General features: G+C 63.8%; 20 protein-coding genes. 16 read left to right on the top strand and 4 right to left on the bottom strand.

Annotated elements, in window-relative coordinates; genetic code table 11:
- From F7R11_RS17880 to cheZ, 16 genes are all read left to right on the top strand, one after another.
- Positions 1-861, top strand: a complete 861-nt coding sequence (locus F7R11_RS17880) for a citryl-CoA lyase (protein ID WP_064808986.1) — start codon at positions 1-3, stop codon at positions 859-861.
- A complete protein-coding gene (locus F7R11_RS17875; RefSeq protein WP_064808987.1) occupies positions 858-1,754 on the top strand; it encodes an SMP-30/gluconolactonase/LRE family protein in 897 nt (298 codons plus the stop codon). Before F7R11_RS17880 ends, F7R11_RS17875 begins: the two co-directional genes overlap by 4 nt.
- A gap of 840 nt (positions 1,755-2,594) precedes the next feature.
- Positions 2,595-2,912: a flagellar transcriptional regulator FlhD gene (flhD, locus tag F7R11_RS17870; protein WP_021192849.1), complete on the top strand. Its 318-nt coding sequence runs from the start codon at positions 2,595-2,597 to the stop codon at positions 2,910-2,912.
- Positions 2,913-2,986: 74 nt separating this feature from the next.
- Positions 2,987-3,547: a flagellar transcriptional regulator FlhC gene (flhC, locus tag F7R11_RS17865; protein ID WP_021192848.1), complete on the top strand. Its 561-nt coding sequence runs from the start codon at positions 2,987-2,989 to the stop codon at positions 3,545-3,547.
- 502 nt (positions 3,548-4,049) lie between these two features.
- On the top strand, positions 4,050-4,910 hold the full coding sequence (gene motA / locus F7R11_RS17860) for a flagellar motor stator protein MotA (RefSeq protein ID WP_021192846.1): 861 nt from the start codon (positions 4,050-4,052) through the stop codon (positions 4,908-4,910).
- A 79-nt stretch (positions 4,911-4,989) separates the two neighbouring features.
- On the top strand, positions 4,990-5,949 hold the full coding sequence (gene motB / locus F7R11_RS17855; protein ID WP_021192845.1) for a flagellar motor protein MotB: 960 nt from the start codon (positions 4,990-4,992) through the stop codon (positions 5,947-5,949).
- Positions 5,950-5,973: 24 nt separating this feature from the next.
- Entirely contained in the window at positions 5,974-6,387 is a 414-nt protein-coding gene (locus F7R11_RS17850) for a response regulator (RefSeq protein ID WP_021192844.1), read from the top strand.
- Between the two features lie 18 nt (positions 6,388-6,405).
- Positions 6,406-8,586 carry a chemotaxis protein CheA gene (gene cheA, locus F7R11_RS17845; RefSeq protein ID WP_064808989.1) on the top strand — a complete coding sequence of 727 codons (2,181 nt, stop codon included), beginning with the start codon at positions 6,406-6,408 and terminating at the stop codon, positions 8,584-8,586.
- An 84-nt stretch (positions 8,587-8,670) separates the two neighbouring features.
- Positions 8,671-9,162 carry a chemotaxis protein CheW gene (locus tag F7R11_RS17840; protein ID WP_021192842.1) on the top strand — a complete coding sequence of 164 codons (492 nt, stop codon included), beginning with the start codon at positions 8,671-8,673 and terminating at the stop codon, positions 9,160-9,162.
- 121 nt (positions 9,163-9,283) lie between these two features.
- Positions 9,284-11,134, top strand: coding sequence for a methyl-accepting chemotaxis protein (locus F7R11_RS17835; protein ID WP_064808990.1), 1,851 nt, complete (start codon positions 9,284-9,286; stop codon positions 11,132-11,134).
- A 222-nt stretch (positions 11,135-11,356) separates the two neighbouring features.
- Complete coding sequence (locus F7R11_RS17830) at positions 11,357-13,279, top strand: methyl-accepting chemotaxis protein (protein ID WP_064808991.1); 1,923 nt, start codon at positions 11,357-11,359, stop codon at positions 13,277-13,279.
- Between the two features lie 116 nt (positions 13,280-13,395).
- Entirely contained in the window at positions 13,396-14,286 is an 891-nt protein-coding gene (locus tag F7R11_RS17825) for a CheR family methyltransferase (protein ID WP_021192839.1), read from the top strand.
- Positions 14,287-14,375: 89 nt separating this feature from the next.
- Positions 14,376-14,993 carry a chemoreceptor glutamine deamidase CheD gene (cheD, locus tag F7R11_RS17820; RefSeq protein WP_037010877.1) on the top strand — a complete coding sequence of 206 codons (618 nt, stop codon included), beginning with the start codon at positions 14,376-14,378 and terminating at the stop codon, positions 14,991-14,993.
- Between the two features lie 24 nt (positions 14,994-15,017).
- Positions 15,018-16,145 (top strand): protein-glutamate methylesterase/protein-glutamine glutaminase, encoded by a 1,128-nt coding sequence (locus F7R11_RS17815; RefSeq protein WP_064808992.1) that lies wholly within the window; start codon positions 15,018-15,020, stop codon positions 16,143-16,145.
- Positions 16,146-16,373: 228 nt separating this feature from the next.
- Positions 16,374-16,775: a chemotaxis response regulator CheY gene (gene cheY, locus F7R11_RS17810; protein ID WP_021192836.1), complete on the top strand. Its 402-nt coding sequence runs from the start codon at positions 16,374-16,376 to the stop codon at positions 16,773-16,775.
- Positions 16,775-17,437, top strand: coding sequence for a protein phosphatase CheZ (cheZ, locus tag F7R11_RS17805; RefSeq protein ID WP_064808993.1), 663 nt, complete (start codon positions 16,775-16,777; stop codon positions 17,435-17,437). Before cheY ends, cheZ begins: the two co-directional genes overlap by 1 nt.
- A gap of 84 nt (positions 17,438-17,521) precedes the next feature.
- On the opposite strand, the gene F7R11_RS17800 is transcribed toward cheZ, so the two are convergent.
- The 4 genes from F7R11_RS17800 to F7R11_RS17785 form a co-directional block, all read right to left on the bottom strand.
- On the bottom strand, positions 17,522-18,622 hold the full coding sequence (locus F7R11_RS17800) for a formylglycine-generating enzyme family protein (protein WP_064806564.1): 1,101 nt from the start codon (positions 18,620-18,622) through the stop codon (positions 17,522-17,524).
- Positions 18,622-20,598, bottom strand: a complete 1,977-nt coding sequence (locus tag F7R11_RS17795) for an arylsulfatase (protein ID WP_064806567.1) — start codon at positions 20,596-20,598, stop codon at positions 18,622-18,624. Before F7R11_RS17795 ends, F7R11_RS17800 begins: the two co-directional genes overlap by 1 nt.
- Before the next feature lie 163 nt (positions 20,599-20,761).
- A complete protein-coding gene (locus F7R11_RS17790) occupies positions 20,762-21,535 on the bottom strand; it encodes a hypothetical protein (RefSeq protein WP_064808994.1) in 774 nt (257 codons plus the stop codon).
- A 62-nt stretch (positions 21,536-21,597) separates the two neighbouring features.
- On the bottom strand, positions 21,598-22,188 hold the full coding sequence (locus F7R11_RS17785) for a hypothetical protein (protein WP_064806569.1): 591 nt from the start codon (positions 22,186-22,188) through the stop codon (positions 21,598-21,600).
- Between the last annotated feature and the right edge of the window lie 48 nt (positions 22,189-22,236).

Below are 22,236 nucleotides of genomic sequence, written 5' to 3'. Positions count from 1 at the left end.
ATGACAACAACGCCTGTCCAAGACGCCGCCGGCCTCGCTGCCGACTACTGGCGCACTGACATCATCGACATCGAACCCGGCCGCATCCACGTGCGCGGCTACCCGATCCAGGAGCTGATCGGCAACATCGGGTTTGCCGAAATGATCTGGCTGATGCTGCGTGGTGAGCTGCCGACCAAGCGCCAGGCGGCGCTGCTGGAGGCGGCGCTGGTGGCCTCGGTCGACCACGGCCCGCACGCCCCCTCCATTGCGATTGCCAAGATGGCGACGAGTTGCGGATTGCCGCTCAACGGTGCTATGGCGTCTGCGCTGAATGCGCTGGACGACGTGCATGGTGGGGCCGGGCAGCAGGCGGTCGAGCTGTTCCATGACATCGAGGCGCGCATGTTTGATGGTGCATCGCTGGAAGCGGCTACGGCGGCGGGTGTCGATGCCTTCATCGCCGCGCATGGCAAGTACCTGCCAGGCTTCGGGCACCGTTTCCACCCGGTAGACCCACGAGCGGGACGATTGCTGGCATTGGTGGACGAGGCAGCACAAGACAGCGTGGTCGGCGGTCACTACGCCGCCATCGGCCGCGCCATCGAGGCGCTGCTCTCCGCGCGCAAGGGCAAGCCGATCCCGATGAACATCGACGGCGCCACTGCCGTCATCTACGCGGAACTGGGGTTTGCGGCGCCATTGGCGCGCGGCGTGTTCTGCCTGTCGCGCGCGGTCGGCATCCTGGCGCACGCTTGGGAGCAGAGCAGTCGCGGCGAGCGCAACAAGGGACCGATGCCGCGTCAGCTGCCCTACCGCTATACCGGCACAGCCACGCGCCATCTGGCTGAATCCGACGCTGACGCCGTGCCCGCGCCATGACGTACTTCCATTGGCCGACAGTCGAGACCACGGTCTTCACCGAGATGCCGGCCGAGCTGCGCCGCCCCGTGCCGACCGAATGGTCGCGCGCCAACAAGGGCGGGGCGCCGGTCGATTGCTTTTTGGAAGGCCCGTGCTGGGATGCGCAAGGCAATCTCTGGCTGGTCGACATTCCCCACGGACGCATCCTGCGGGTCTCGCCACGGGGCGATTGGGCTGTGGTGGCCGAATACGATGGCGAACCGAACGGCCTGGCGCTGCGCCACGACGGTACGCTGCTGATTGCTGACTATAAGAATGGAGTGCTGTCGCTCGATCCGGCGACGGGCGTGGTTGCGCCGCTTCTCACCCGCCGCAACAGCGAGCGCTTCAAGGGCCCGAACGACCTGATTGTCGCCCGCAATGGCGATGTCTATTTCACCGATCAAGGCCAGACCGGCCTGCACGACCCGACCGGCCGCGTCTACCGCCTACGCCCGGATGGCCGTCTCGATTGCCTGTTGTCGAACGGCCCAAGCCCGAACGGGCTGGTGCTCACGCCAGACGAGTCCGCACTGTTCGTGGCCATGACGCGCGACAACGCTGTCTGGCGCCTGCCGCTCTTGGCTGACGGCAGCACCAGCAAGGTCGGCCGCTTCGCGCAGTTCTACGGCACCAGCGGCCCGGACGGCATGGCGATGGACGCCGCCGGCAACCTGTTTGTGGCCCATGCCTCGCTGGGCGCGGTCTTTGTGCTCTCACCGCATGGCGAACCGCTGGCGCGCATCGCGTCGTGCCGGGGGTGGACCACCACCAATGTCGCACTGACACCCGACGGGCAATCACTCGTCATCACCGAATCTGCCACGGGCACGGTATTGCTGGCCCACTGGACCCCGCCCCAACACCCCTGAGCACCCCTGCACGCGCGAGCGGTGTCCTACAACAGCGCCCGCGCGCAATCGCAGAAATTCCGACGTTTCTCTCACGGTTGGTCGACCATGCCGCACTTTCCTGTGCGGCCCTGCAGGGTAAGTGCCGCTGCCTTCCTTCCCGGCCCCGACAAGCTTGTCGAAGCGGGCAATTTTGTATCTCTATAAAAGACATGTATTGGATAGAGATACATATGAGTAGGAGGTGTCCTACAAAATTGCTGTTCCACTGTAGGATCACTCCTACAAAACCGGTCAAACCGCAGTCGGAACTGTCCTACACGGCCTGTAGGACGGGGTAAGAAGTGTCCTACAAACCGTTAACCCGGCATCCGATGCTCATAGTGGCAGAAGTGCGACGCCTTCTTTGTCGATTCATGGCTTCTTTAGGCAATAATATTGCTATTTTCGGCCAAACATTGGGGTAAAACCGTGTCAAACGACCGCTTTAGCGCACGGTCTACCCAGGCTTGCTGCGTCGGCAAGGGCCGTGTTTACAACATTTATTAACAACTTTGTAGGAAGTTAGCCTACAAGAAAATGGCTTACCTCACCCCTCCAATGTAGGGGGTCACCCTTCTTTACTTACCCCGGTCGTCAAACCACAATGTGTTCAACAGAAAACAACTTCACCATGTCTTAGCGACGTGAGTAAGAAGGAGGCAGGAAGTGCCGGCAACGGTACCGACTGCCAGGAACATCCGATCTGTGGGGATTGGTGACCGCCCGGCGAGGGTAGGCGCGAAACACAACGGCGCCACCGGGCAGCACCATGCGGGATCGGATGCAGGTTGTACTTTTACTGCACACGACGGGACATACATGGACACGCAAGAACTCGTTTCTGAGATCAGCGAGCTGAATCTCACCTATTTGATGCTTGCCCAGCAGATGCTGGCCAAGGATCGCGATGCCGCTCTGTTTCGCCTCGGCATCTCTGAAGAATTGGCTGACATCCTGTTGACGATGTCGCCCGCGCAGATCGTCAAGCTGGCCAGCACGAACATGATGCTGTGCCGCTTCCGCTTCGACGATCACGCCATCCTGGGTCTGGTGACCCAGCCGCACCGTGACAAGGGCCTGCAGCAATCGCAAATGTCGATTCTGCTGGCGCGTCAGGCGGTTGAGCAGATCAGCTAAGCCTTTTGCGGCGGGTTTTCCGTCGGGTTTAGCGTGATTCGGATGGGTAGCAGAAGCAAAGCGGGAGCAGTGCCATGCGTCATACCAGCGTCATGAACGAAGTTCAGCAGATCCACCTCGCAGCGGAATTGATTTCGCTCGGTGCGCGTCTGCAATTGCTGGAACAAGAAACCACGCTCAGCCGTGAGCGTCTGGTCAAGCTGTACAAGGAAATTCGTGGGGAATCGCCGCCCAAGGGCATGCTGCCCTTCTCGGCAGACTGGTTCCTGACGTGGTCGCCGAACATCCACTCGTCGATCTTCCTGAACATTTACCGTTTTCTGGGTGAGAACAGCCGCAGCACGGGTGTGCGCCGCCTGATCTCGGCCTACAAGCTGTACCAGGAACACATTCACGTTCACGAGCAGGAAGAAGTGCTTTCCATTACCCGCGCGTGGATGATGCTGAAGTTCTTCGAGGGAAAGATGCTGCACACCGTGAAGTGCACGCGCTGCACCGGCCATTTCGTAGCCCATGCAGAAGACTTGCACCATGGTTTCGTGTGCGGTGTCTGCCAGCCACCTTCACGCGCAGGCAAGAAAAAGCGCGTCGCTGGCCAGGTAGATGCGGTCGCAGACAAGACGATCGACGCCTGAGCGGTACCACCGGGATTACGGGACGTACGGGAACGAACGCCGGGGAATGACGGGAAATACGGGAACACAACAACAATAGCCGGCAAGTTCGGCACATAACAAGACAGCACAGAACACAGAGCAGCAACAGCACAGGGGCTCAGACAGCACAAAAGGGGAAGGGGGTAGGCCGGTCGTCGCAGGAAACTGCGGGCCGGCATTTTTTTTGCCGCCGCGCGTGAAGGAAGGGACGGAAAGCAATTTCCGTCCCTTTTTTCTTTCGTTCGGCTTGGTTGCCCCCGCTTTTCGGGTCTTCCCGGGGCGACGTGGCGCTCAAGCCGCCCGTTTTGATGCCGTTCTTGGTGAAGAGGGGCGTGGCACAACGATTTTCGGTTGCCCTCGAGCGCCAACCCTTGCAGCAAAACCCGGCGCCAAGCCTTCAGGAAACCGGGGCGATGCCGTTAATCACCCTTGTATTGATCGCTCGAATTGATCGTGCGATGCCCATTCAGGAGTTCGCCCAGTGTTAGTCGCCATCGGTTACATCGTGATTCTCGCCTCGGTGTTCGGCGGCTACATGCTGGCCGGTGGCCACCTGGGGCCGCTGTTCCAGCCGACCGAACTGCTGATCATCTTCGGCGCTGGCATTGGTGCCTTCGTGGTCGGCAACGACAAAAAGGCCATCAACGCCACGGTCAAGGCGCTCCCGGGCCTGTTCAAGGGCTCGAAGTACACCAAGGCCCTCTATATGGAAGTGATGGCGCTGCTGTATGTGGTGCTGTCCAAGATCCGCCGTGAAGGGATGATGTCGATCGAAGCCGACATCGAATCCCCGCACGAAAGCGCGCTGTTCGCCAACTACCCCGCCATCCAGGCCGATCACCACGCGCTGGATTTCATCTGCGATTACCTGCGCCTGATGGTCGGCGGCAACCTGAATCCGTTCCAGATCGAAGCGCTGATGGATCAGGAAATCGACACCCACCACCACGAAGCTGAACAACCGGCCCGCATCATCACCAAGGTGGGCGACGCCATGCCGGCCTTCGGCATCGTGGCTGCGGTGATGGGCGTGGTGCACACCATGGGCTCGGTCGGCCTGCCGCCGGCAGAGCTGGGCAAGCTGATCGCCTCGGCGCTGGTCGGCACCTTCCTCGGCATTTTGCTGGCGTACGGCTTCATCGGGCCGCTGGGTTCGTTGCTGGAGCAGCGCGCCGAAGAATCGACCAAGTTGTTCCAGTGCATCAAGGTGACGTTGCTGGCCAGCATGAACGGCTACGCCCCGGCGATTGCTGTTGAGTTCGGCCGCAAGGTGCTGTTCTCGACCGAGCGCCCGTCGTTTGCCGAGCTGGAAGACCACGTGCGTGGCGCCAAGACAGCGTAGCGCTGAACCCCCTATGACACAGAGTGCGGCCCACGAGCCACGCCATTAACGACGCAGCACACACCGACGGGAACGGACCATGAGCAAGTCCAGCACACCGACCTTCATTGTCATCCGGCGCAACAAGAAGGCTGGGCACGGCCACCATGGTGGCGCGTGGAAGATCGCCTATGCCGACTTCGTGACGGCCATGATGGCGTTCTTCCTGCTGATGTGGCTGCTCAGCTCGGTCACCAAGGCCGAGTTGTCGTCGGTGGAAACGTATTTCCGCACGCCGCTGAAGGTGGCGCTGTTTGGCGGCGCCGGTTCGGGCGATCAGTCGAGCATCCTGCAGGGCAGCCCGTCGCTCAAGCAGAACGTGCCGCAGCCGAACCCGAGCCCTAGCCCCACGGTGCAGCGCCAGCGCAATATCCGCGATGAGTCCGACGACGCCGCGCTGAACAAGCTCAAGCAGAAGATTGCCGAGATGGTGGAGACCAACCCGGTGATGAGCCAGTTCAAGCACCAGCTGCTGATCGACATGACCAGCGAAGGGCTGCGCATCCAGATCGTTGACCAGCAGAACCGCCCGATGTTTGCCAACGCCAGCGCCGAGGTGCAGCCGTACATGCGCACCATCCTGCGCGAGCTGGGCTCGGCACTCAATGATGTGCCCAACCCGATCAGCCTGTCGGGCCATACCGATGCCACGCAATACGCCACGCAACACGGCTACAGCAACTGGGAGCTCTCCGCCGACCGTGCCAACGCCTCGCGCCGCGAGTTGATTGCGGGCGGCATGAAGCCCGAGAAGGTGAGCCGCGTGGTGGGTCTGGAGGCATCGGTGCCGCTGGACAAGACCAACGCATACAACCCGATCAACCGTCGCATCAGCATCGTCGTGCTCAATGCACGGGCCGCTGAAGCCGTCCGTTCAGGCGGGGTCGAGCCGGTGGCCGACCTGCGCAATGACGGCAAAGACACGCTGCCCGATGCGGCAGCACGTGCAACAGGAGTGGCCGCGGCTGGTGCCGATGCGGCTGCTCCAGCCAAGCCATAAGCGCCCAGGGGGAGAACGTAACCAATGAGCGAGAAACACATCCTGGTGGTGGATGACTCCACCTCGATCCGCCGCATGATCGCCGCATGCCTGCGCGAGTGCGGCTTTGCCGTGACGGAAGCCACTGACGGCGCCGCCGCGCTGGAAGCCGTGCGCAAGCAGACCGACGGCAAGCACGACCTCGTGATTACCGATCAGGTGATGCCAGCAATGGACGGCCTCACCCTGATCCGCGCGCTGCGATCGCTGTCGGCCTATGCCGACACGCCGATCCTGATGCTGACCACCGAGGCAGACGGCACGATCCGCGAGCAGGCGCGTGCCGCCGGCGCCACGGGCTTCCTGCCCAAGCCGTTCGACCCTGACGGTCTGACGGATTCGGTGATGCAGCTGTTCGAATGGCATGCGCAGACCCACGGATCTGCATCGACGCATTAAACGACCGAGACGACAGATATGAACCTCGACCTTAGCCAGTTTTTCGGCGCCTTCTTTGAGGAGGCGGAGGAGCTGCTTGTCGACATGGAGCGGCTGCTGCTCAATCTCGATGTCGCCAACCCTTCTTCTGATGATCTGAACGCCATCTTCCGTTGCGCACACTCCATCAAGGGTGGTGCCGCAACCTTCGGTTTCACGCACATGACGGAACTCACGCATGTGGCGGAATCGATTCTGGACCGCGCCCGCACCGGCACCCTGCAGCTGCGCGAGAACATGGTAGATGCCTTCCTGGAAACGAAAGACGTGTTGAAAAGCCAACTTGATGCCTACCGGCAAGAGCACCCCATCGATACGGCCACGCTCGAATACATGGTGGCCAAGCTCAACAGCCTGGCTGCCGAGGATGGCGCCGCGGCAGCGCAGCCTGCGCCGGCAGCACCCGTAGCCGCGCCGGCTCCGTCGGCTGTCGAGCCCGTTGCGGCCGCGCCCGCCGTGGTGGAGGCACCGGCCGCTGCGCCGGTGGTGTCGATCGACGGTGGCCTGGACATCAAGCTCATCGACGTCTCCAACGAAGACTGCGAGCTGATCGTTACCGAACTCAAGCACCTGGGCACGCTGGTGAGCCATGCGCGCAATGGCCGCAACAGCGACATCGTGCTGCAGAGCACTTGCACCGCCGACGACATCATCGCGGTGAGCTGCTTCATCATCGATGCCGACCAGATCGTCATCACGCCGCACGCTGGTGGTGCAGCGCCTGCAGCAGCCGCTGCAGCGGTGGTGGAAGCCCAGGTTGCCGCCCCGACGCCTGCTGCTGCGCAGACCGAAGCGCACGCACCGGCCGCGAATGAAGTTGCCGCCCCGCCGGCCGCTGCCGTTGCTGCGGCACCGATGCCGGCTCGCCCGGCCGCTTCAGAAAAGCCGGCTGTTGCCGCGGAAACGTCGATTCGCGTGGGCGTGGAGAAGGTCGACCAGCTCATCAACCTGGTGGGTGAGCTCGTCATTACGCAGGCCATGCTGGCGCAGACTGCGTCGTCGTTCGATCCGGTGTTGAACGAGCGCCTGTTCTCTGGCCTCTCGCAGCTCACGCGCAACGCACGCGATCTGCAGGAAGCCGCCATGTCCATCCGCATGATGCCGATGGACTACGTGTTCAACCGCTTCCCGCGTCTGGTGCGCGACCTGGCGCACAAGCTGGGCAAGCAGGTCGAACTGTCGACGTTTGGCAAATCGACCGAGCTGGACAAGGGCCTGATCGAACGCATCATCGATCCGCTCACGCACCTGGTGCGCAACAGCCTGGACCACGGCATCGAACTGCCCGAGGCCCGCGTGGCTGCCGGCAAGGATGCCACCGGCCAGCTGCTGCTCTCCGCTGCCCACCAGGGCGGCAACATCGTCATCGAGGTGAGCGATGACGGTCAGGGCCTGAACCGCGACAAGATTCTGAAGAAGGCCCGCGAGCGCGGCCTGCCCGTGTCGGACAACATGACCGACGACGAGATCAACCAGCTCATCTTCGCACCGGGCTTCTCCACCGCCGATCAGGTGACGGACGTGTCCGGCCGCGGCGTGGGCATGGACGTGGTCAAGCAGAACATCCAGTCGATGGGCGGCTACGTCGAGATCCAGTCGCAGAAGGGCAAGGGCACGACCATCCGCATCGTGCTGCCGCTCACGCTGGCCATTCTGGACGGCATGTCGGTCAAGACCGGCGACGAAGTGTTCATCCTGCCGCTGTCATGCGTGGCCGAATCGCTGCAGCCGCGTCCGGAAGACATCAAGGCCGTGCCGGGCGGCGGACGCCTGCTCAAGGTGCGCAACGAATACCTGACGCTGGTGCCGATGTACGAGCGCTTCCGCATTACGCCGTCGCTGCCCGATCCGTCGGAAGGCATCGTCGTCATTCTGGATTCGGAAGGCAAGAAGATCGCCCTGCAGATTGATGAGCTGGTCGGCCAGCAACAGGTGGTGGTCAAGAACCTGGAGACCAACTACCGCCGGGTGCCGGGTATTTCGGGCGCGACTATCCTGGGTGATGGCAGCGTGGCGCTGATCGTTGACGTGTCGGCGCTCATGCGCGAGGCACGTTCGGGCCATTCAGAAAATGCAGCGCGTGCCGTTACTGCCGAGAAGCACGAGATGGGCGAGGCACAGGGCCGTCGATTCTCGACCGAGGCGATGGCCGCGGCATAAGCGTCCACGCAGCTTTGGGTGGTGGGATGTACCGCCCGACAACGAATTCAATCTAGTGGCCCGACGGGGCCGAGGGGAACCGCAATGGCAGTCAAGGAACATGCGATCGGTGAGGAAACCGGCGGGGAGGAGTACCTGGCCTTCACCCTGGGTCGCGAAGAGTACGGCATCGATATCCTGAAGGTGCAGGAGATCCGTGGCTACGAGACCGTCACGCGCATTGCCAACGCACCCGACTTCATCAAAGGGGTGATCAACCTGCGCGGCATCATCGTGCCGATCGTTGATCTGCGCATCAAGTTCCAGCTCGACCGCGTGGAGTACAACCAGTACACCGTGGTCATCATCCTGAACCTGATGGACCGCGTGGTCGGCATCGTGGTGGATGGCGTGTCGGACGTGCTGACGCTGCAAAGCCAGCAGATCAAGCCGGCGCCGGAGTTCTCTGGCGCGCTGGACACGGAATACATCCGTGGCCTGGGCTCGATCGACGAACGCATGCTGATCCTGGTGGACATCGAGCGCCTGCTGATGTCGGCTGACATGGCGCTGTGCGACGAGGCCGAGGCGGCTTAAGTACAGCGGATCCGTTTGGCCGGGGCGCGCAAGTGCGCCCGGCAGGCGACAAGACACCTTGCGGCGGGCACTCGAATGCCCGCCGTAATACAGGTGCGGCGCTGAAAGGGGAGGAAAATCCATGTTCAGCAACATGACCATCCGGCTCCGGTTGGGGCTGATGATGGCGGGCATTGGTGTGCTTGCCGTCATCGTGGGTGTGACGGGCCTCGTCGGCATGCGTCACGCCAATACTCGCCTGCAGGACACGTACGCCGTGCAACTGGCGGGTGCGGTGGCATTGGCTGATTCCGATTCCAACCTGCTGAGCGCCCGCATCGTGCTGGATCGTGCAGCCATGGCGCCTGGTGCGCCCGGCATGGACAAGACGATCGAGCGCGCCAGGATGTTCCTCGACAAATCCGATGCGGCCTGGAAGCGCTACCGCGCACTGCCGACGTCATCGGAAGAGCGCGCGCTGGCCGATGAAGCCGATGGATTGCGCAACACGTTCGTGCGCGACGGCGCCGAGGTGCTGATGCGCGCCGTGCAGGCCGGTGACCAGACGACCGTCACCAAGACAGTGATGGACGTGATGCCCGCCCTGTATCGCCCGCTGGGCGACAAGGTGGCAGCACTCAGCCGCATGCAGCTGGCGTCTGCCAAGACGGGCTACGAAGCCGGCCAGCGTGAACACGCCAGCCTGAGCGCGCTGACGATCAGCCTGCTGCTGGGCGGCATTGTGGTGGGTGGGTTGCTGACGTGGGCGCTGCGCCGCTCGATCACGCTGCCGCTGACGCGCGCCATCGAGCAGGCGGAACACATCACGCAGGGCGATCTCACACACAGCATCCAGGTGAACCGTGCGGACGAAACCGGCCGCCTGTTGATGGCGCTGCAGCGCATGCAGGAGAGCCTGCAGAGGATGGTGGTGCAGGTGCGCTCGGGCTCTGATTCGATTGCCAGCGCCACGCAGCAGATCAGCGCAGGCAACGTGGACCTGTCACAGCGCACCGAGCAGCAAGCCTCGTCGCTGGAGCAGACTGCGTCGAGCATGGAGCAGCTCACGAGTATCGTGAAGCAGAACGCCGACAACGCCCGTCAGGCCAGCACGCTGGCCGGCAACGCGTCGGACATCGCCGTCAAGGGCGGCGAGGTAGTGGGCCGGGTGGTGGACACCATGGCCGGCATCAATGAAAGCAGCAAGAAGATTGCCGACATCATCGGCGTGATTGAAGGCATTGCCTTCCAGACCAACATCCTGGCGCTGAATGCGGCTGTGGAAGCAGCACGTGCGGGCGAGCAAGGCCGTGGTTTTGCGGTGGTGGCGGGGGAAGTGCGCAGCCTCGCGCAGCGTAGCGCGACGGCCGCCAAGGAGATCAAGGAACTGATCAGCGACTCCGTTGGCCGCGTTGAAAACGGCACCACGCTGGTGGCCGAAGCGGGCAGCGTGATCGACGAAGTTGTTGTGGCCGTCAAGCGCGTGACCGACATCATGGGCGAGATCAGCTCGGCGTCGGACGAGCAGAGCGCGGGGATCGAGCAGGTCAACCAGGCCGTCAACCGCATGGATGAGGGTACGCAGCAGAACGCGGCGCTGGTGGAGCAGGCGGCTGCGGCGGCCATATCGCTGCAGGAGCAGGCCGACGGGCTGCGTCAGACCGTGGCCGTGTTCCGTACGAATGCCGGCACGCAAATCGAACCGGCTCGGCCGGTTGCGAGCGCGCCGCGTGTGACCAAGCCGGCGGTGGTGAAACCGGCTGCGCGCCGTGCGGCAGCCAAGGTTGCGCCGGCCCGTAAAACGCCTGCCCCTGTGCAGCTGACCAACGAACAACCCAAGCCTGCCGTCGTGGAAGCGGCCGCAGAGGAACAACAACGCGTGCGCCCCGCAGCTGCCAAGTCGACAACGTCGGCGGCTGCACAAGCGCCCAAGTTGCAATCGCCCAAGCTCGTTGCCGCCGGCGGCGACGATAGCGACTGGGAAACCTTTTAACCATGTATGCACGGGATCTTCGCTGCTCGCGAAAGCTCTCTCGTGTGTCTTTGTGGTGTGCAGCCTGCCCTTCGGGGCAGGTTTTTTTTTGCCTGGGCTAGGGCCTGCTAAGGAAGGGGCGATCCCCCTCTGAAGTGGCATGACCCCAAGGCGGTTCTAAAGAGCCGTCCCCTAAGAACCGATAGCGGTTACAGGGGCATACAAAAAAGAGAGGTAGACAAGATGGGTTGGATCAAGCGTTTGCCGGTGTCCACGGTACTGACCGGCGGATTCCTGATCGTGGCCGCCATGGGCGCGGCCATCGGCGGATTGGGCATTTATACGATTACGCAGTTGACCCGCGCCAGTGAGGAGTTGGCGCAGAAGCAGATGCGCGCCATCACGCAGATGGGGAGCGCAGCCAATAGCCTTGCACATGCCACTCGCGCGCAGATCGGGCTGCTGAGCGCTGTCGCAGTCGCCGATCGCAAGACGCTCAGCACGGAAATCAAGGCCAACGTGCAGCGCCTGAAAGAGAACGTGGAGAACGTGCGCCCGCTGTTCGCGTCGGACGAGGGCAAAAAGATGATCCGCGAGGTGGATGCCATCTATCCCGTCTGGAGCAAGCGGATGAGCGACTTCCTCACATTGATGGAAGCGCAAGGCCTGGACCCCACCCAGTTCGACAGTCGCGTGGACGCGGAAAACTTTGGGCTGCAGGACGACACGGCTGCCTTTGAGAAAACGCTCGACAAGATGGTCAAGCGCGTGGAAGAGGTCGCCGCCGCTTCCACCGTCAGGGCGCGTCAAGACGCGGAGCGCTCTCGCCAGTTGATGATCGTGATGGCAGCCGTTGGGGCGGTGCTGGGCATCGTGTTGGGCATCGTCATTGCACGCCGGCTGTCGCGCCAACTGGGTGGTGAGCCGTCTTACGCCGCCGATGTTGCCCGCCGTATCGCGGGCGGTGATCTGGCCGTGCAGGTGCAGACTCGCCCGGGTGACCGCAGCAGCATGCTCTTCGCCATGTCGCAGATGCAGCAGCAACTGACCGGCACCATCAGCAACATCAAGAGCTCGGCGGATTCGATTGCCAGCGCCACCAAGCAGATCGCTGCGGGCAATGCCGATCTCTCCCAGCGCACGGAAGAACAAGCCAGTTCGCTGGAGGAAACCGCCTCCAGCATGGAAGAACTCACCAGCATCGTGAAGCAGAACGCCGACAACGCACGCCAGGCCAGCGCACTGGCCGGCAGCGCGTCGGACATTGCTGTCAAGGGCGGCGAGGTGGTGGGCCGCGTCATCGAGACCATGTCGGGCATCAACGCCAGCAGCAAGAAGATTGCCGACATCATTGGTGTGATTGAGGGCATCGCCTTCCAGACCAACATCCTGGCGCTGAATGCGGCCGTGGAAGCGGCGCGGGCAGGCGAGCAGGGGCGGGGCTTTGCCGTGGTGGCCGGTGAGGTGCGCAGCCTCGCGCAGCGCAGCGCCACGGCGGCCAAGGAGATCAAGGAGCTGATTGGCGATTCCGTTGGCCGCGTGCGCAACGGCTCGGCACTGGTGACGGAAGCGGGCGGGGTGATCGAGGAGGTGGTCGTTGCCGTCAAGCGCGTGACGGACATCATGGGCGAGATTTCCGCCGCATCGGATGAGCAAAGCTCCGGCATCGAGCAGGTCAACCAAGCCGTCAATCAGATGGACGAGGTGACGCAGCAGAACGCCGCGCTGGTCGAGCAGGCCGCCGCCGCCGCGCTGTCGCTGGAAGAGCAGGCGCACCTACTGCGCAACGCGGTGTCGGCGTTCCGTACCGATGCGTCTGCCGAGCTGGCGGCACCCGTGAAGCCCCATCTGCCGGCCGAGCCCGCCAGGCCGGCAGTGCGCAGTGAAGTTCCCCTGGAAGGCAAGACGCAGATCGTGCGTTCAGTGGCCCGCGCGATTGCTTCGCGCAAAGCGGGGCAATCGGCCAAGCCGGCACCGGCTGTTGCGGAAGCCCCGGCTCCCACCCAAGCGCCCGCCGTTGCGCTGGATCAAGGCGTAAAAGCGCCCCAAAAAGCACATTCCCCGGTTGCACCCGTGGTGGCGGCTGCTGTTTCGGTGGCCGTTGCAGCGCCAGCCCTCAAGCTGTCCGCCGCTTCTGCCGATGATGATGATTGGAGCACCTTCTGACGCCTCGCCTAGCCAGCATCACCAGCAACATCTGCGGCGCGGCACCAGAAGCACGGTGCCCGCCAATCGACTGAAAGCGGGCGCCAAGACTCGCGCAATTACGGGGTAGTTATCTAATGGCACAAACGGCACAAACCTTGGCGCCAGTTTCGCCGACGCTCGCGTCGCGTGAGTTTTCGTTTACCGCGGCAGATTTCGCCCGCATTCGCGACCTGATCTATCGCCGCGTCGGCATTTCGCTGTCCGATCGCAAGAGCGAGATGGTCTATAGCCGCCTGGCCCGCCGCCTGCGCGTGGTCAACCTCGGCTCGTTCCGCGAGTACCTGGATGCGCTGGAACATGGCCACCTGCCCGACGAGTGGGAAGCCTTTACCAATGCGCTCACCACCAACCTGACCGCGTTCTTCCGCGAGCAGCACCACTTTCCGCTCCTGGCCGAGCACGCCAAGGCCAAGCGCACGCCATTCACCGTGTGGTGTTCAGCCTCGTCGACGGGTGAAGAACCGTATTCGATCGCCATCACCTTGGCGGAGACCTTTGGCTCGATGAATCCGGGCCAGGTGAGCGTGATTGCGTCCGACGTGGATACCAATGCGCTGGCGCGCGCCCGCGCCGGCATCTATCCGATGGAGCGCGTGGCAGCGCTCTCCTCTGATCGTCTGAAGAAGTATTTCCTGCGCGGCACCGGCAAGCAGGAGGGCTATGCACGCGTGCGGCCCGAGTTGCAGGCCATGATCGATTTCCGCCAGATCAACCTGCTCGACCGCGATTGGCCGTTGCAACAGAAGTTTGACGTGATCTTCTGCCGCAACGTGATGATCTATTTCGATAAGCCGACGCAGGCCAAGATCCTTGAGCACTTCATCGACGTGATGAAGCCGGATGGCCTGCTGTTTGCCGGCCATTCCGAGAGCTTCCTGCAGGTGACCAAGGCATGGTCGCTGCGCGGCAAGACCGTGTATGAAATCGCGCCCGAACTGCGCGCGAAGATGACGGGGGCGAAATGATCGAACTCGGCAAGAAGGCAACTGCACACGCAACCTTACGCACCGCCGCCGACTCCGTGCGCAGCGACAGCGGCATGACGGTCGGTGCCATGGCGACGCTGGCCCAGGCCGCCGCCAGCACGCACGCGTATTACGACACCACCTTCAGCCGCCGCGCCATGAAGGTGCTGCCCGGTGAGTACTACGTCACCACCGAAGACCTGATGCTGGTGACGGTGCTCGGCTCGTGCGTGTCGGCCTGCGTGCGCGACAAGATTCTCGGCATTGGCGGCATGAACCACTTCATGCTGCCCTCGCGCAACGAGGGCGAATCGATTCTCTCGCCCTCCATGCGCTATGGCACGCACGCCATGGAAGTACTGCTCAACCAGCTCTACAAGGCCGGCGCCCGCCGCGAGCACCTGGAGATCAAGGTGTTTGGCGGCGCTGCCGTGCTGGCCGGCATGAGCACGCTGGATGTGGGCGAGCGCAACGGCAAGTTCGTGCTCGAATTCCTGCGCAACGAAGGGCTGGCGGTGGCCGCCAAGGACCTGTTCGACGTGCATCCGCGCAAGGTGTACTTCGTGCCCTCCACGGGCCAGATCATGGTGCGCAAGCTCCGCTCGCAAAGCTCCGCTGCCGAACTGGACAGCGAAGCCCAATACGCCAGCAAGCTGTCGAAGTCCATTGCGACGAAGCCCACTTCGCGCCTGCAACTGTTTACGTAATTCCTGACCTTGCCCCCCGAAAATATGAACGACAAACGCAAGATTCAGGTGCTGTGCATCGACGATTCGGCACTGATCCGCAGCATCCTGAAGGAGATCATCAACAGCCAGCCCGACATGGAAGTGGTGGGGGTGGCGCCCGACCCGATCATCGCGCGCGACCTCATCAAGCAGACCAACCCGGACGTGCTCACGCTGGACGTCGAAATGCCGAAGATGGACGGCCTCGACTTCCTGGAAAAGCTCATGCGCCTGCGCCCGACGCCGGTGGTCATGATCTCGTCGCTGACCGAGCGCGGCTCGGAAGCCACGCTGCGCGCGCTGGAGCTGGGCGCGGTGGATTTCGTTGCCAAGCCCAAGCTGGGCATGCGCGACGGCATGAACGAATACGCCGACCAGATCGCCGACAAGATCCGCGCGGCAGCCCGTGCCCGGTTGCGTCCGCGCGCGGCGGCACCTGTGGCCCAGACAACTGCTGCGTCCCACGGCGCACACGTTCGCGCGGAGCACGCACCGGCCGCCCCGGTGGCATCGGCACCGGCCCGTACCCATTTCTCGTCGACGGAAAAGCTCATCATCGTGGGTGCTTCCACCGGCGGCACCGAGGCCATCAAGGATTTCCTGCTGGAAATGCCGCCCGACTGCCCCGGCATCCTGATCGTGCAGCACATGCCGGCGGGGTTCACCACGTCGTTTGCCAAGCGGCTCGATGGCCTGTGCCGCATCCGCGTGAAAGAGGCCGTGCACGGCGAGCGTGTGCTGCCCGGCCACGCCTACATCGCCCCGGGCGACATGCACCTGTCGTTGGGCCGTAGCGGCGCCAACTACGTCACCGAGCTGGACCAGGGCCCGCCGGTCAACCGCCATCGCCCGGCAGTGGATGTGCTGTTCCGCTCCGCCGCGCGCAATGCCGGCGCCAACGCCCTGGGCGTGATCCTGACAGGCATGGGTAAGGATGGCGCGGTCGGCATGCTGGAAATGCGCAACGCGGGCGCGTATAACGTCGCCCAGGACGAGGCCTCGTGCGTGGTCTACGGCATGCCCAAGGAAGCCGTGGCCCACGGTGGCGTGCATGAGGTCCTGCCGCTGCACCAGATCGGCCCGCACGTGCTGGCCAAGCTGTCGGCGCATGGTCGTGTGACGCGTGTGTAACCGGCCCACGATCCTACTGCGCGACCCGATCTTGGCCCTGTGATGCTCGCCGTACCCGTGTACGGCTGCCGGGTTGGCCAACTCGGCAGGCCAACCTCGGGCCGCTCGCTACGGATCGTGAACCGGTTCCTTGGCTATGTGGCGCTCAAGAAACGGCTCCTGGCGCCGATAAGATTGCCAAGGAAGCCCGAAACCCCCCATTTCAGTTAGTTTGCGGAGATTGTGTCCATGGACAAGAGCCAGTACCGATTCCTCGTCGTCGACGATTTTCCGACGATGCGCCGGATCGTGCGTAACCTGCTCAAGGAACTCGGTTTTGCCAATGTCGACGAGGCCGAAGATGGCGCCGCCGGCCTGGCCAAGGTCAAGGAAGGCCGGTTCGATTTCGTGATCTCGGACTGGAACATGCCCAACATGGATGGCCTGCAGATGCTGCAGAGCATCCGCGGCGACGCCAACCCGGTTATCAGCAAGCTGCCGGTGCTGATGGTGACGGCTGAAGCCAAGAAGGAAAACATCATTGCCGCCGCCCAGGCCGGTGCCAACGGCTACGTGGTCAAGCCCTTTACCGCTGCCACGCTGGACGAAAAGCTGGGCAAGATTTTCGAGAAGATCGAAAAGGGGGCGTGATGAGCGAGATGCTTGATGGCGCCCTCGCGCCGGTCGCAGAAGGTGTCGACCACGGCGACATGCCGGAAATGCTCCAGCGCATCGGCCACCTCACGCGCATGTTGCGTGAAAGCATGCGTGAGCTGGGTCTGGACAAGGGCGTGGAGAAGGCCGCATCGGCCATTCCAGACGCACGCGACCGCCTGAACTACATCGCCAACATGACCGAGCAGGCGGCCACCCGCGTGCTCAACGCCATCGACGCGGCCCGCCCGGTGCAAGACGCGCTGGAAACCGATGCCCAAGCGCTGGTCACCCGCTGGCAGTCGTGGATGGACCGCCAACTGGGCGACGAAGAGATCCGTGATCTGGTCGGCCAGACCAACGGCTTCCTGCGCAGCGTTCCGGAAAAGACGCGCGACACCAACCAGCAGCTCATGGAAATCCTGATGGCTCAGGACTTCCAGGATTTGACCGGCCAGGTGATCAAGAAGGTGCTGGATGTCGTGCAACTGATTGAAAGCCAGTTGGTTGGCATCCTGCTGGAGAACGCACCCGAGCATCTGCGCACGGAAGCGTCGTCGACGTCGCTGCTGAATGGTCCGCAGATCAATCCGGACCACCCAGACGTGGTCGGTAGCCAAGAGCAGGTGGACGACCTGCTGGAAAGCCTCGGCTTCTGAGCATCTGAATCGGCTGTCAACGCTCCCCGTTTGCTGCCGGCGCCCGCCAATTTGGCGGGCGTTTTCATTTCCGGAGGCGGTGTTTCAGTCGCGCAGGATCGTTCTGAACCCGATGTGTGCGGCGGGCAGGTCAGCCTCCTGTGCCTCGCGTGCCGAGGCCCGATAGCGCACGCAAAAATCCGGCGAGCACAGGAACGAGCCCCCCTTGATCACCGTCGGCCGATTCGGCTGGCTGCCATTGCGGCCAAACAGTTGTGGCTGATCCAGCGCGGCTACGGCGCGCGTGTCGCCGTTTGCATGCGACTGGTGCGGGCCGGTGTACGCATCGCGCGTCCATTCCCACACGTTGCCGATCATGTCGTACAGCGCGAAGCCATTGGCCGCATAGCAGCCGACCGGGCCAATGCCGGCGCGGCCATCCTCCGCCGTGTCGAGCACGGGAAAGATGCCCTGCCAGTAGTTGGCACCGGGTTTGCCGTTGCCATCGCGCGGTGCCTTCTCCAGGTCGGCGCCGTCCTGTCCGGCCTTGCCGGCGTATTCCCATTCCGCTTCGGTCGGCAAGTCGTGGCCGAGCCAGTGTGCATAGGCCAACGCATCGGCCTGGGTGACGCGCGTCACGGGCTGGTTGTCGACATCGACGAGCTTGCTGTCGGGCCCCGTCGGGTGCCGCCAGTCTGCGCCCTTGACCCAGCGCCACCACGCGTACGGGCGCGCCTGCAACTCCGCCGTGTCCGGCACGTGAAAGACCACCGCTCCACCCTGGCGCTCCGCGTCGGTCACGTAGCCGGTGGCGGTGACGAAGGCGGCGAACTGTGCGTTGGTCACTTCCGTCTGGTCGATCCAGAAGCCGCCCACGCGGGTCTTGCCGGCGCCCTGAGCGGGGCGCTCGTCCGGGTAGCCGAGCGTGGTGCCAAAGGTGAAGCTGCCGCTGCTCACATGCACCATGCCGGCCCGCGTGTCCTGGCGCCAAGCGGGCGGCAGGCCGGCGTAGCGGCCGCAGGCTTCGCTGGTGCCCAGCGGCAGGCGCGGTGCGGTGTGCGCGCTGACCACGTTGGCTGCATTGGCGACAAGCGGTGCCGCCATGTTGCCGCCGGCAGGGTGCAGCAGCACGGTGCCGGCGGCTGCCAGCGCCGCGCCCGCCAGCACCCAGCGCACGCGCTTGCGAAGGTTGACGCTGGCAGCCATCAATAGAACCCACGCGGGCGCAGGGGCTCCACACCGCCGACGCTGTTCATGTACTGCTGCCATTGCTGGTACAGCGTGGCCGCCACATCCGGATACTGAGCAGACACATCGGTGGTCTCGCCGCGGTCCTTGGAGATATCGAAGAGCTGCCAGTGGCCATCCGCCACGCCCAGCGGCGGTTCGGTCCACAGTGCCTTCCAGCGGCCGTCTGCACTGCGCAGGTAGGCACGGCCGTACGACTCGTCACCAAAGGGCTGGGTGTGGATCGGGCCCGCATCCGCAGATTGCTGGATCGACGCCAGCAGCGACACCCCCGTCACCGGATACACCGCGCGGTTGCCGTACTGCACCTTGCCCTTGTTCTGGTCGACGCCGTTGCCATCCACAGCCGGTTGCGCCGGCGTGCTGGGCGGCGTAATGCCGGCCACAGCCAGGAAGGTGGCGGTGTTGTCCGTCACGTGCGTAAAGCGCGTGATGGGCGGCAACGCCTGCGTCTGGCCCGGCAGGCGCACGATGGCCGGCACGGAAACACCGCCTTCGGCAGCGTGCCCCTTGACCAGGTTGAACGGCGTGGCACTCACCTCGGCCCAGCGCAGGCCGTATTGCAGGCGTTGCGCGGCAGACAAGCCGTTGTCGGAGCCGAGCTTGGAGTAGATCGGGTCGGTGGCATTGGCTTCATCGGTGGCCTTCGGGTCTGCGCCCGAGTCGATCGGCCAGCCTTCCGCGCCGTTGTCCGACTGGAACATGATGAAGGTGTTGTCGTACTCGCCAATGTCTTTCAGGTGCTGGATCAAGAGGCCGATGTTGTAGTCGAGGTTCTCGACCATGCCGGCGTAGATCTCCATGTAGCGCGCTTGCGCCTTGCGCTCCAGCGGCGTGAGGTCGCTCCACTTCTTGTTGACGTAGCCGGGGCCGTAGTCGGTATAGCCCTGCGCGGGGCCGTGGTTGGCGTTGATGTAGCGCGCGTTGGCCGTGCCGTTGTTGGGCGAGGCCGCCGGGCGCGTGGTCGTGCCGGGCAGGCCGGCAAACGGCGTGAAATCGGCCGGGATGATGCCCAGCGCCTTCTGCCGCGCAATGCGCGCGTTGCGGATGACGTCGTAGCCCGCGTCATAGCGGCCCGCGTATTTGTGCAGCCACGGGTCCGGCACCTGCAGCGGCCAGTGCGGCGAGGTATAGGCCGCATAGGCGAAGAACGGCTTGCCGTCGCCCTTGTGCGAATCGATGTAGCTGATCAGCTTCTGCGTGTAGAAATCCGTCGAATAGAACACGGCCGGGCTGCCGCCGGTGCCGCCCGGTTGCCCAGGCTGGCCCGGTTGTACGTAGGCGCCGTCTTCCGTGTAGTTCTTGGCGTTGGCATTTTCGTGCCCGAAGTGGTTGGCGGCCGCGCCCGGCAGCAGCGCATACGAGCGCTCGAAGCCCCACTGGTCGGGCGTCTTGCCCAGGTTGGCCGCGCTGCCCGGAATGCCATTGCCCAGGTGCCATTTGCCGGCCATGTAGGTGTGATACCCACCGTCCTTGAGCAGTTGCGCGACGGAGAGCGAGCGGTCGTTCAGATAGCCCTCGTAGCCGGGCAGCCCTGCGCGCTCGTCATTGGGCGCACCCATGGTGCCTTCACCCACGAGGTGGTGATCGGTGCCCGAGATGAGCATCGCGCGCGTGATGGCGCAGACGGTGCCGGCGTGGTGGTTGGTCAGCAGCCGGCCTGTTTGCACGAGGGCATCGAGGTTGGGCGTGTCGATCTCCCCGCCCATGGCATGGATGTCGGAATAGCCGAGGTCATCGGCCATGATGTAGAGGATGTTGGGCTTGCGCGCCGGTGTAGTGGGCGTGCTGCTGTCGGCCACGGTACCGGCAGATGTACCGGGCGGCGCATCACTGCCGCAGGCAGTGAGTGTGGCAATGGCGCCGGCAAGCAGCGCAGCCAGCGCACGTTGATGCAAGGGCAAGGCAGGGGAGATGGCTCGGTCGGGTGACATGACGGTTGGTCCGTTCTGGTTTGAAAAGAACGGGTCATGCTATGGACGCACCCGGTGTAAGGCGACGAAGTTTTCCGCAGGTCGATATGACGTGGCAGGCGCTTGCCGCTGCCATGCAGGCGTGCGGCGCTATTGCGAACCGCACGTCTGCTCAGTCCTGCGTTCAGTTGCGTGCTTGTTGCGATACCTGCTGCAGGATCTGGCCCGCCGCGCTGTAACTCGCGTTCATGTAGATCTTCGCGAACGAATGGCCCAGCACGTCAGACAGCGGGTGCCAGCCGAGCGAGTAGTTGGCGGGCAGCACCGTCTGCACCAGGCTCAATGCGCCGATCACCGTATCGGAGGTCGACGTCAGGTAGGTCGACCCCGGCAGTTGATAGCGCGCCGCGTTCCCCACATTGACCGCGCTGATCTTGCCCTGCGCCTTGTCCGGCCCCGTCACCAGCAGGTTGATCTCGAAGTTGGTGTACAGCGTGCCCTGCGAGTGGCCGACCAGCACGACCTTGCGCTGCGCCTTCAGATAGTTGCGGTACTGGTTCAGGTGGTCCGGCAGCTCGGGAATGTCGTTCTTGGTGAGGATGTCGATGTACTTTTGCTGGAGTGCCGCATTCATGCCGCCTGCCGGCAGGCTGTTGCCGTCGATGGCGCGCCAGAAATCGGCCGGGCTCGATCCTTCTACGCTTTTCTGTTTGAACACCTGGTAGATGTCGCTTAACGCGCCTTGCGTGGCGTTGTAGGCGTTTCCGTAGAGGTAGGTGTTGTTCTTGTCGCGGGCGTTGAGCTGGGTCTTCAGCACCTGCAGGCTGGCAACCGCATCGTCAAACGTGTTGTTGATGCCGTTGACGAACACGATGGCCGACCCGGGGGTAGCCGCCAGGACACTCAGGGGCGCGGCGAGCAGCGAACCGGCGAGCACGACGGGGGCAAGTCTCTTCATCTTCTTCATGCAGCAGTCTCCTTGGTGCGTGGTGAGGGCGTGGGTGAAGTCAGGCGGGAAACTCAGTTCGGCAGCGTGGCCGGATCGAAACTGCACGAGGCGGCGCCGGGGTCGTCAAAGTACTGGCCGCCGGCCAGCGACTGGAAGCGCAGATAGGCCATCGTGTCGCTGTCGTTGTCGAGCATGACGGCGCGTGCGTTCTTGATGCGGTCGAGCATCGTCTGCTGGTCGACGCCGGTCCTGGCGAGCACACCCGGGCCCAGCGCGCAGGCGATGCCCCGGGCGATGTCGTTGCCGGCCAGCTTGGCGTCGTGCGGGCCGCGCACGTCGTTGACGGCCTCGCTCCAGCCATAGGCGATCTGCGTGAGGGCCTGGCGGGTAGCGGTGGAGTTGGGGTACTCGCGGGCGAGGTAATCGGTAAAGCGGGGCGGCAGCGAGCGCTCGGGCGGCGGCGGTGGCTTGTATGCAGGGGCGGCCTGCGGTGGTGGTGTGCCGGCAGGTGCTGGGGCAGGCGAGGGCGGCGTGGCCGCAGCGGCTTGTCTTGGCGGATCGACCGGCTGCGCATCGGCAGCATCGGCCGAAAACAGCCGCACCCCTGCAAACACCAGTATTGCCGCCGCCAGGATGGCCCCGGCCTTGAACTGCCACCGCATATCCCCTCCTGCATGACGAGGTTGGACTGCCCGACGTACCGTATGCGC

It is taken from the genome of Ralstonia insidiosa (assembly GCF_008801405.1).
Taxonomy (GTDB): domain Bacteria; phylum Pseudomonadota; class Gammaproteobacteria; order Burkholderiales; family Burkholderiaceae; genus Ralstonia; species Ralstonia insidiosa.
Note: the sequence above shows the minus strand (reverse complement) of the source record. Positions and strands in the feature narration are given on the sequence as shown.

Bases quoted from the DNA above. Each gene is read 5' to 3' on its own strand.
- F7R11_RS17790 (WP_064808994.1), bottom strand. From the start codon at position 21,535: ATGAAGAGACTTGCCCCCGTCGTGCTCGCCGGTTCGCTGCTCGCCGCG.
- F7R11_RS17795 (WP_064806567.1), bottom strand. From the start codon at position 20,598: ATGTCACCCGACCGAGCCATCTCCCCTGCCTTGCCCTTGCATCAACGT.
- F7R11_RS17825 (WP_021192839.1), top strand. From the start codon at position 13,396: ATGGCACAAACGGCACAAACCTTGGCGCCAGTTTCGCCGACGCTCGCG.
- F7R11_RS17880 (WP_064808986.1), top strand. From the start codon at position 1: ATGACAACAACGCCTGTCCAAGACGCCGCCGGCCTCGCTGCCGACTAC.
- motB (WP_021192845.1), top strand. From the start codon at position 4,990: ATGAGCAAGTCCAGCACACCGACCTTCATTGTCATCCGGCGCAACAAG.
- F7R11_RS17835 (WP_064808990.1), top strand. From the start codon at position 9,284: ATGTTCAGCAACATGACCATCCGGCTCCGGTTGGGGCTGATGATGGCG.
- F7R11_RS17850 (WP_021192844.1), top strand. From the start codon at position 5,974: ATGAGCGAGAAACACATCCTGGTGGTGGATGACTCCACCTCGATCCGC.
- flhC (WP_021192848.1), top strand. From the start codon at position 2,987: ATGCGTCATACCAGCGTCATGAACGAAGTTCAGCAGATCCACCTCGCA.
- F7R11_RS17840 (WP_021192842.1), top strand. From the start codon at position 8,671: ATGGCAGTCAAGGAACATGCGATCGGTGAGGAAACCGGCGGGGAGGAG.
- F7R11_RS17875 (WP_064808987.1), top strand. From the start codon at position 858: ATGACGTACTTCCATTGGCCGACAGTCGAGACCACGGTCTTCACCGAG.
- cheZ (WP_064808993.1), top strand. From the start codon at position 16,775: ATGAGCGAGATGCTTGATGGCGCCCTCGCGCCGGTCGCAGAAGGTGTC.
- F7R11_RS17800 (WP_064806564.1), bottom strand. From the start codon at position 18,622: ATGGCTGCCAGCGTCAACCTTCGCAAGCGCGTGCGCTGGGTGCTGGCG.
- cheA (WP_064808989.1), top strand. From the start codon at position 6,406: ATGAACCTCGACCTTAGCCAGTTTTTCGGCGCCTTCTTTGAGGAGGCG.
- cheD (WP_037010877.1), top strand. From the start codon at position 14,376: ATGGCGACGCTGGCCCAGGCCGCCGCCAGCACGCACGCGTATTACGAC.
- flhD (WP_021192849.1), top strand. From the start codon at position 2,595: ATGGACACGCAAGAACTCGTTTCTGAGATCAGCGAGCTGAATCTCACC.
- F7R11_RS17830 (WP_064808991.1), top strand. From the start codon at position 11,357: ATGGGTTGGATCAAGCGTTTGCCGGTGTCCACGGTACTGACCGGCGGA.
- cheY (WP_021192836.1), top strand. From the start codon at position 16,374: ATGGACAAGAGCCAGTACCGATTCCTCGTCGTCGACGATTTTCCGACG.
- F7R11_RS17785 (WP_064806569.1), bottom strand. From the start codon at position 22,188: ATGCGGTGGCAGTTCAAGGCCGGGGCCATCCTGGCGGCGGCAATACTG.
- F7R11_RS17815 (WP_064808992.1), top strand. From the start codon at position 15,018: ATGAACGACAAACGCAAGATTCAGGTGCTGTGCATCGACGATTCGGCA.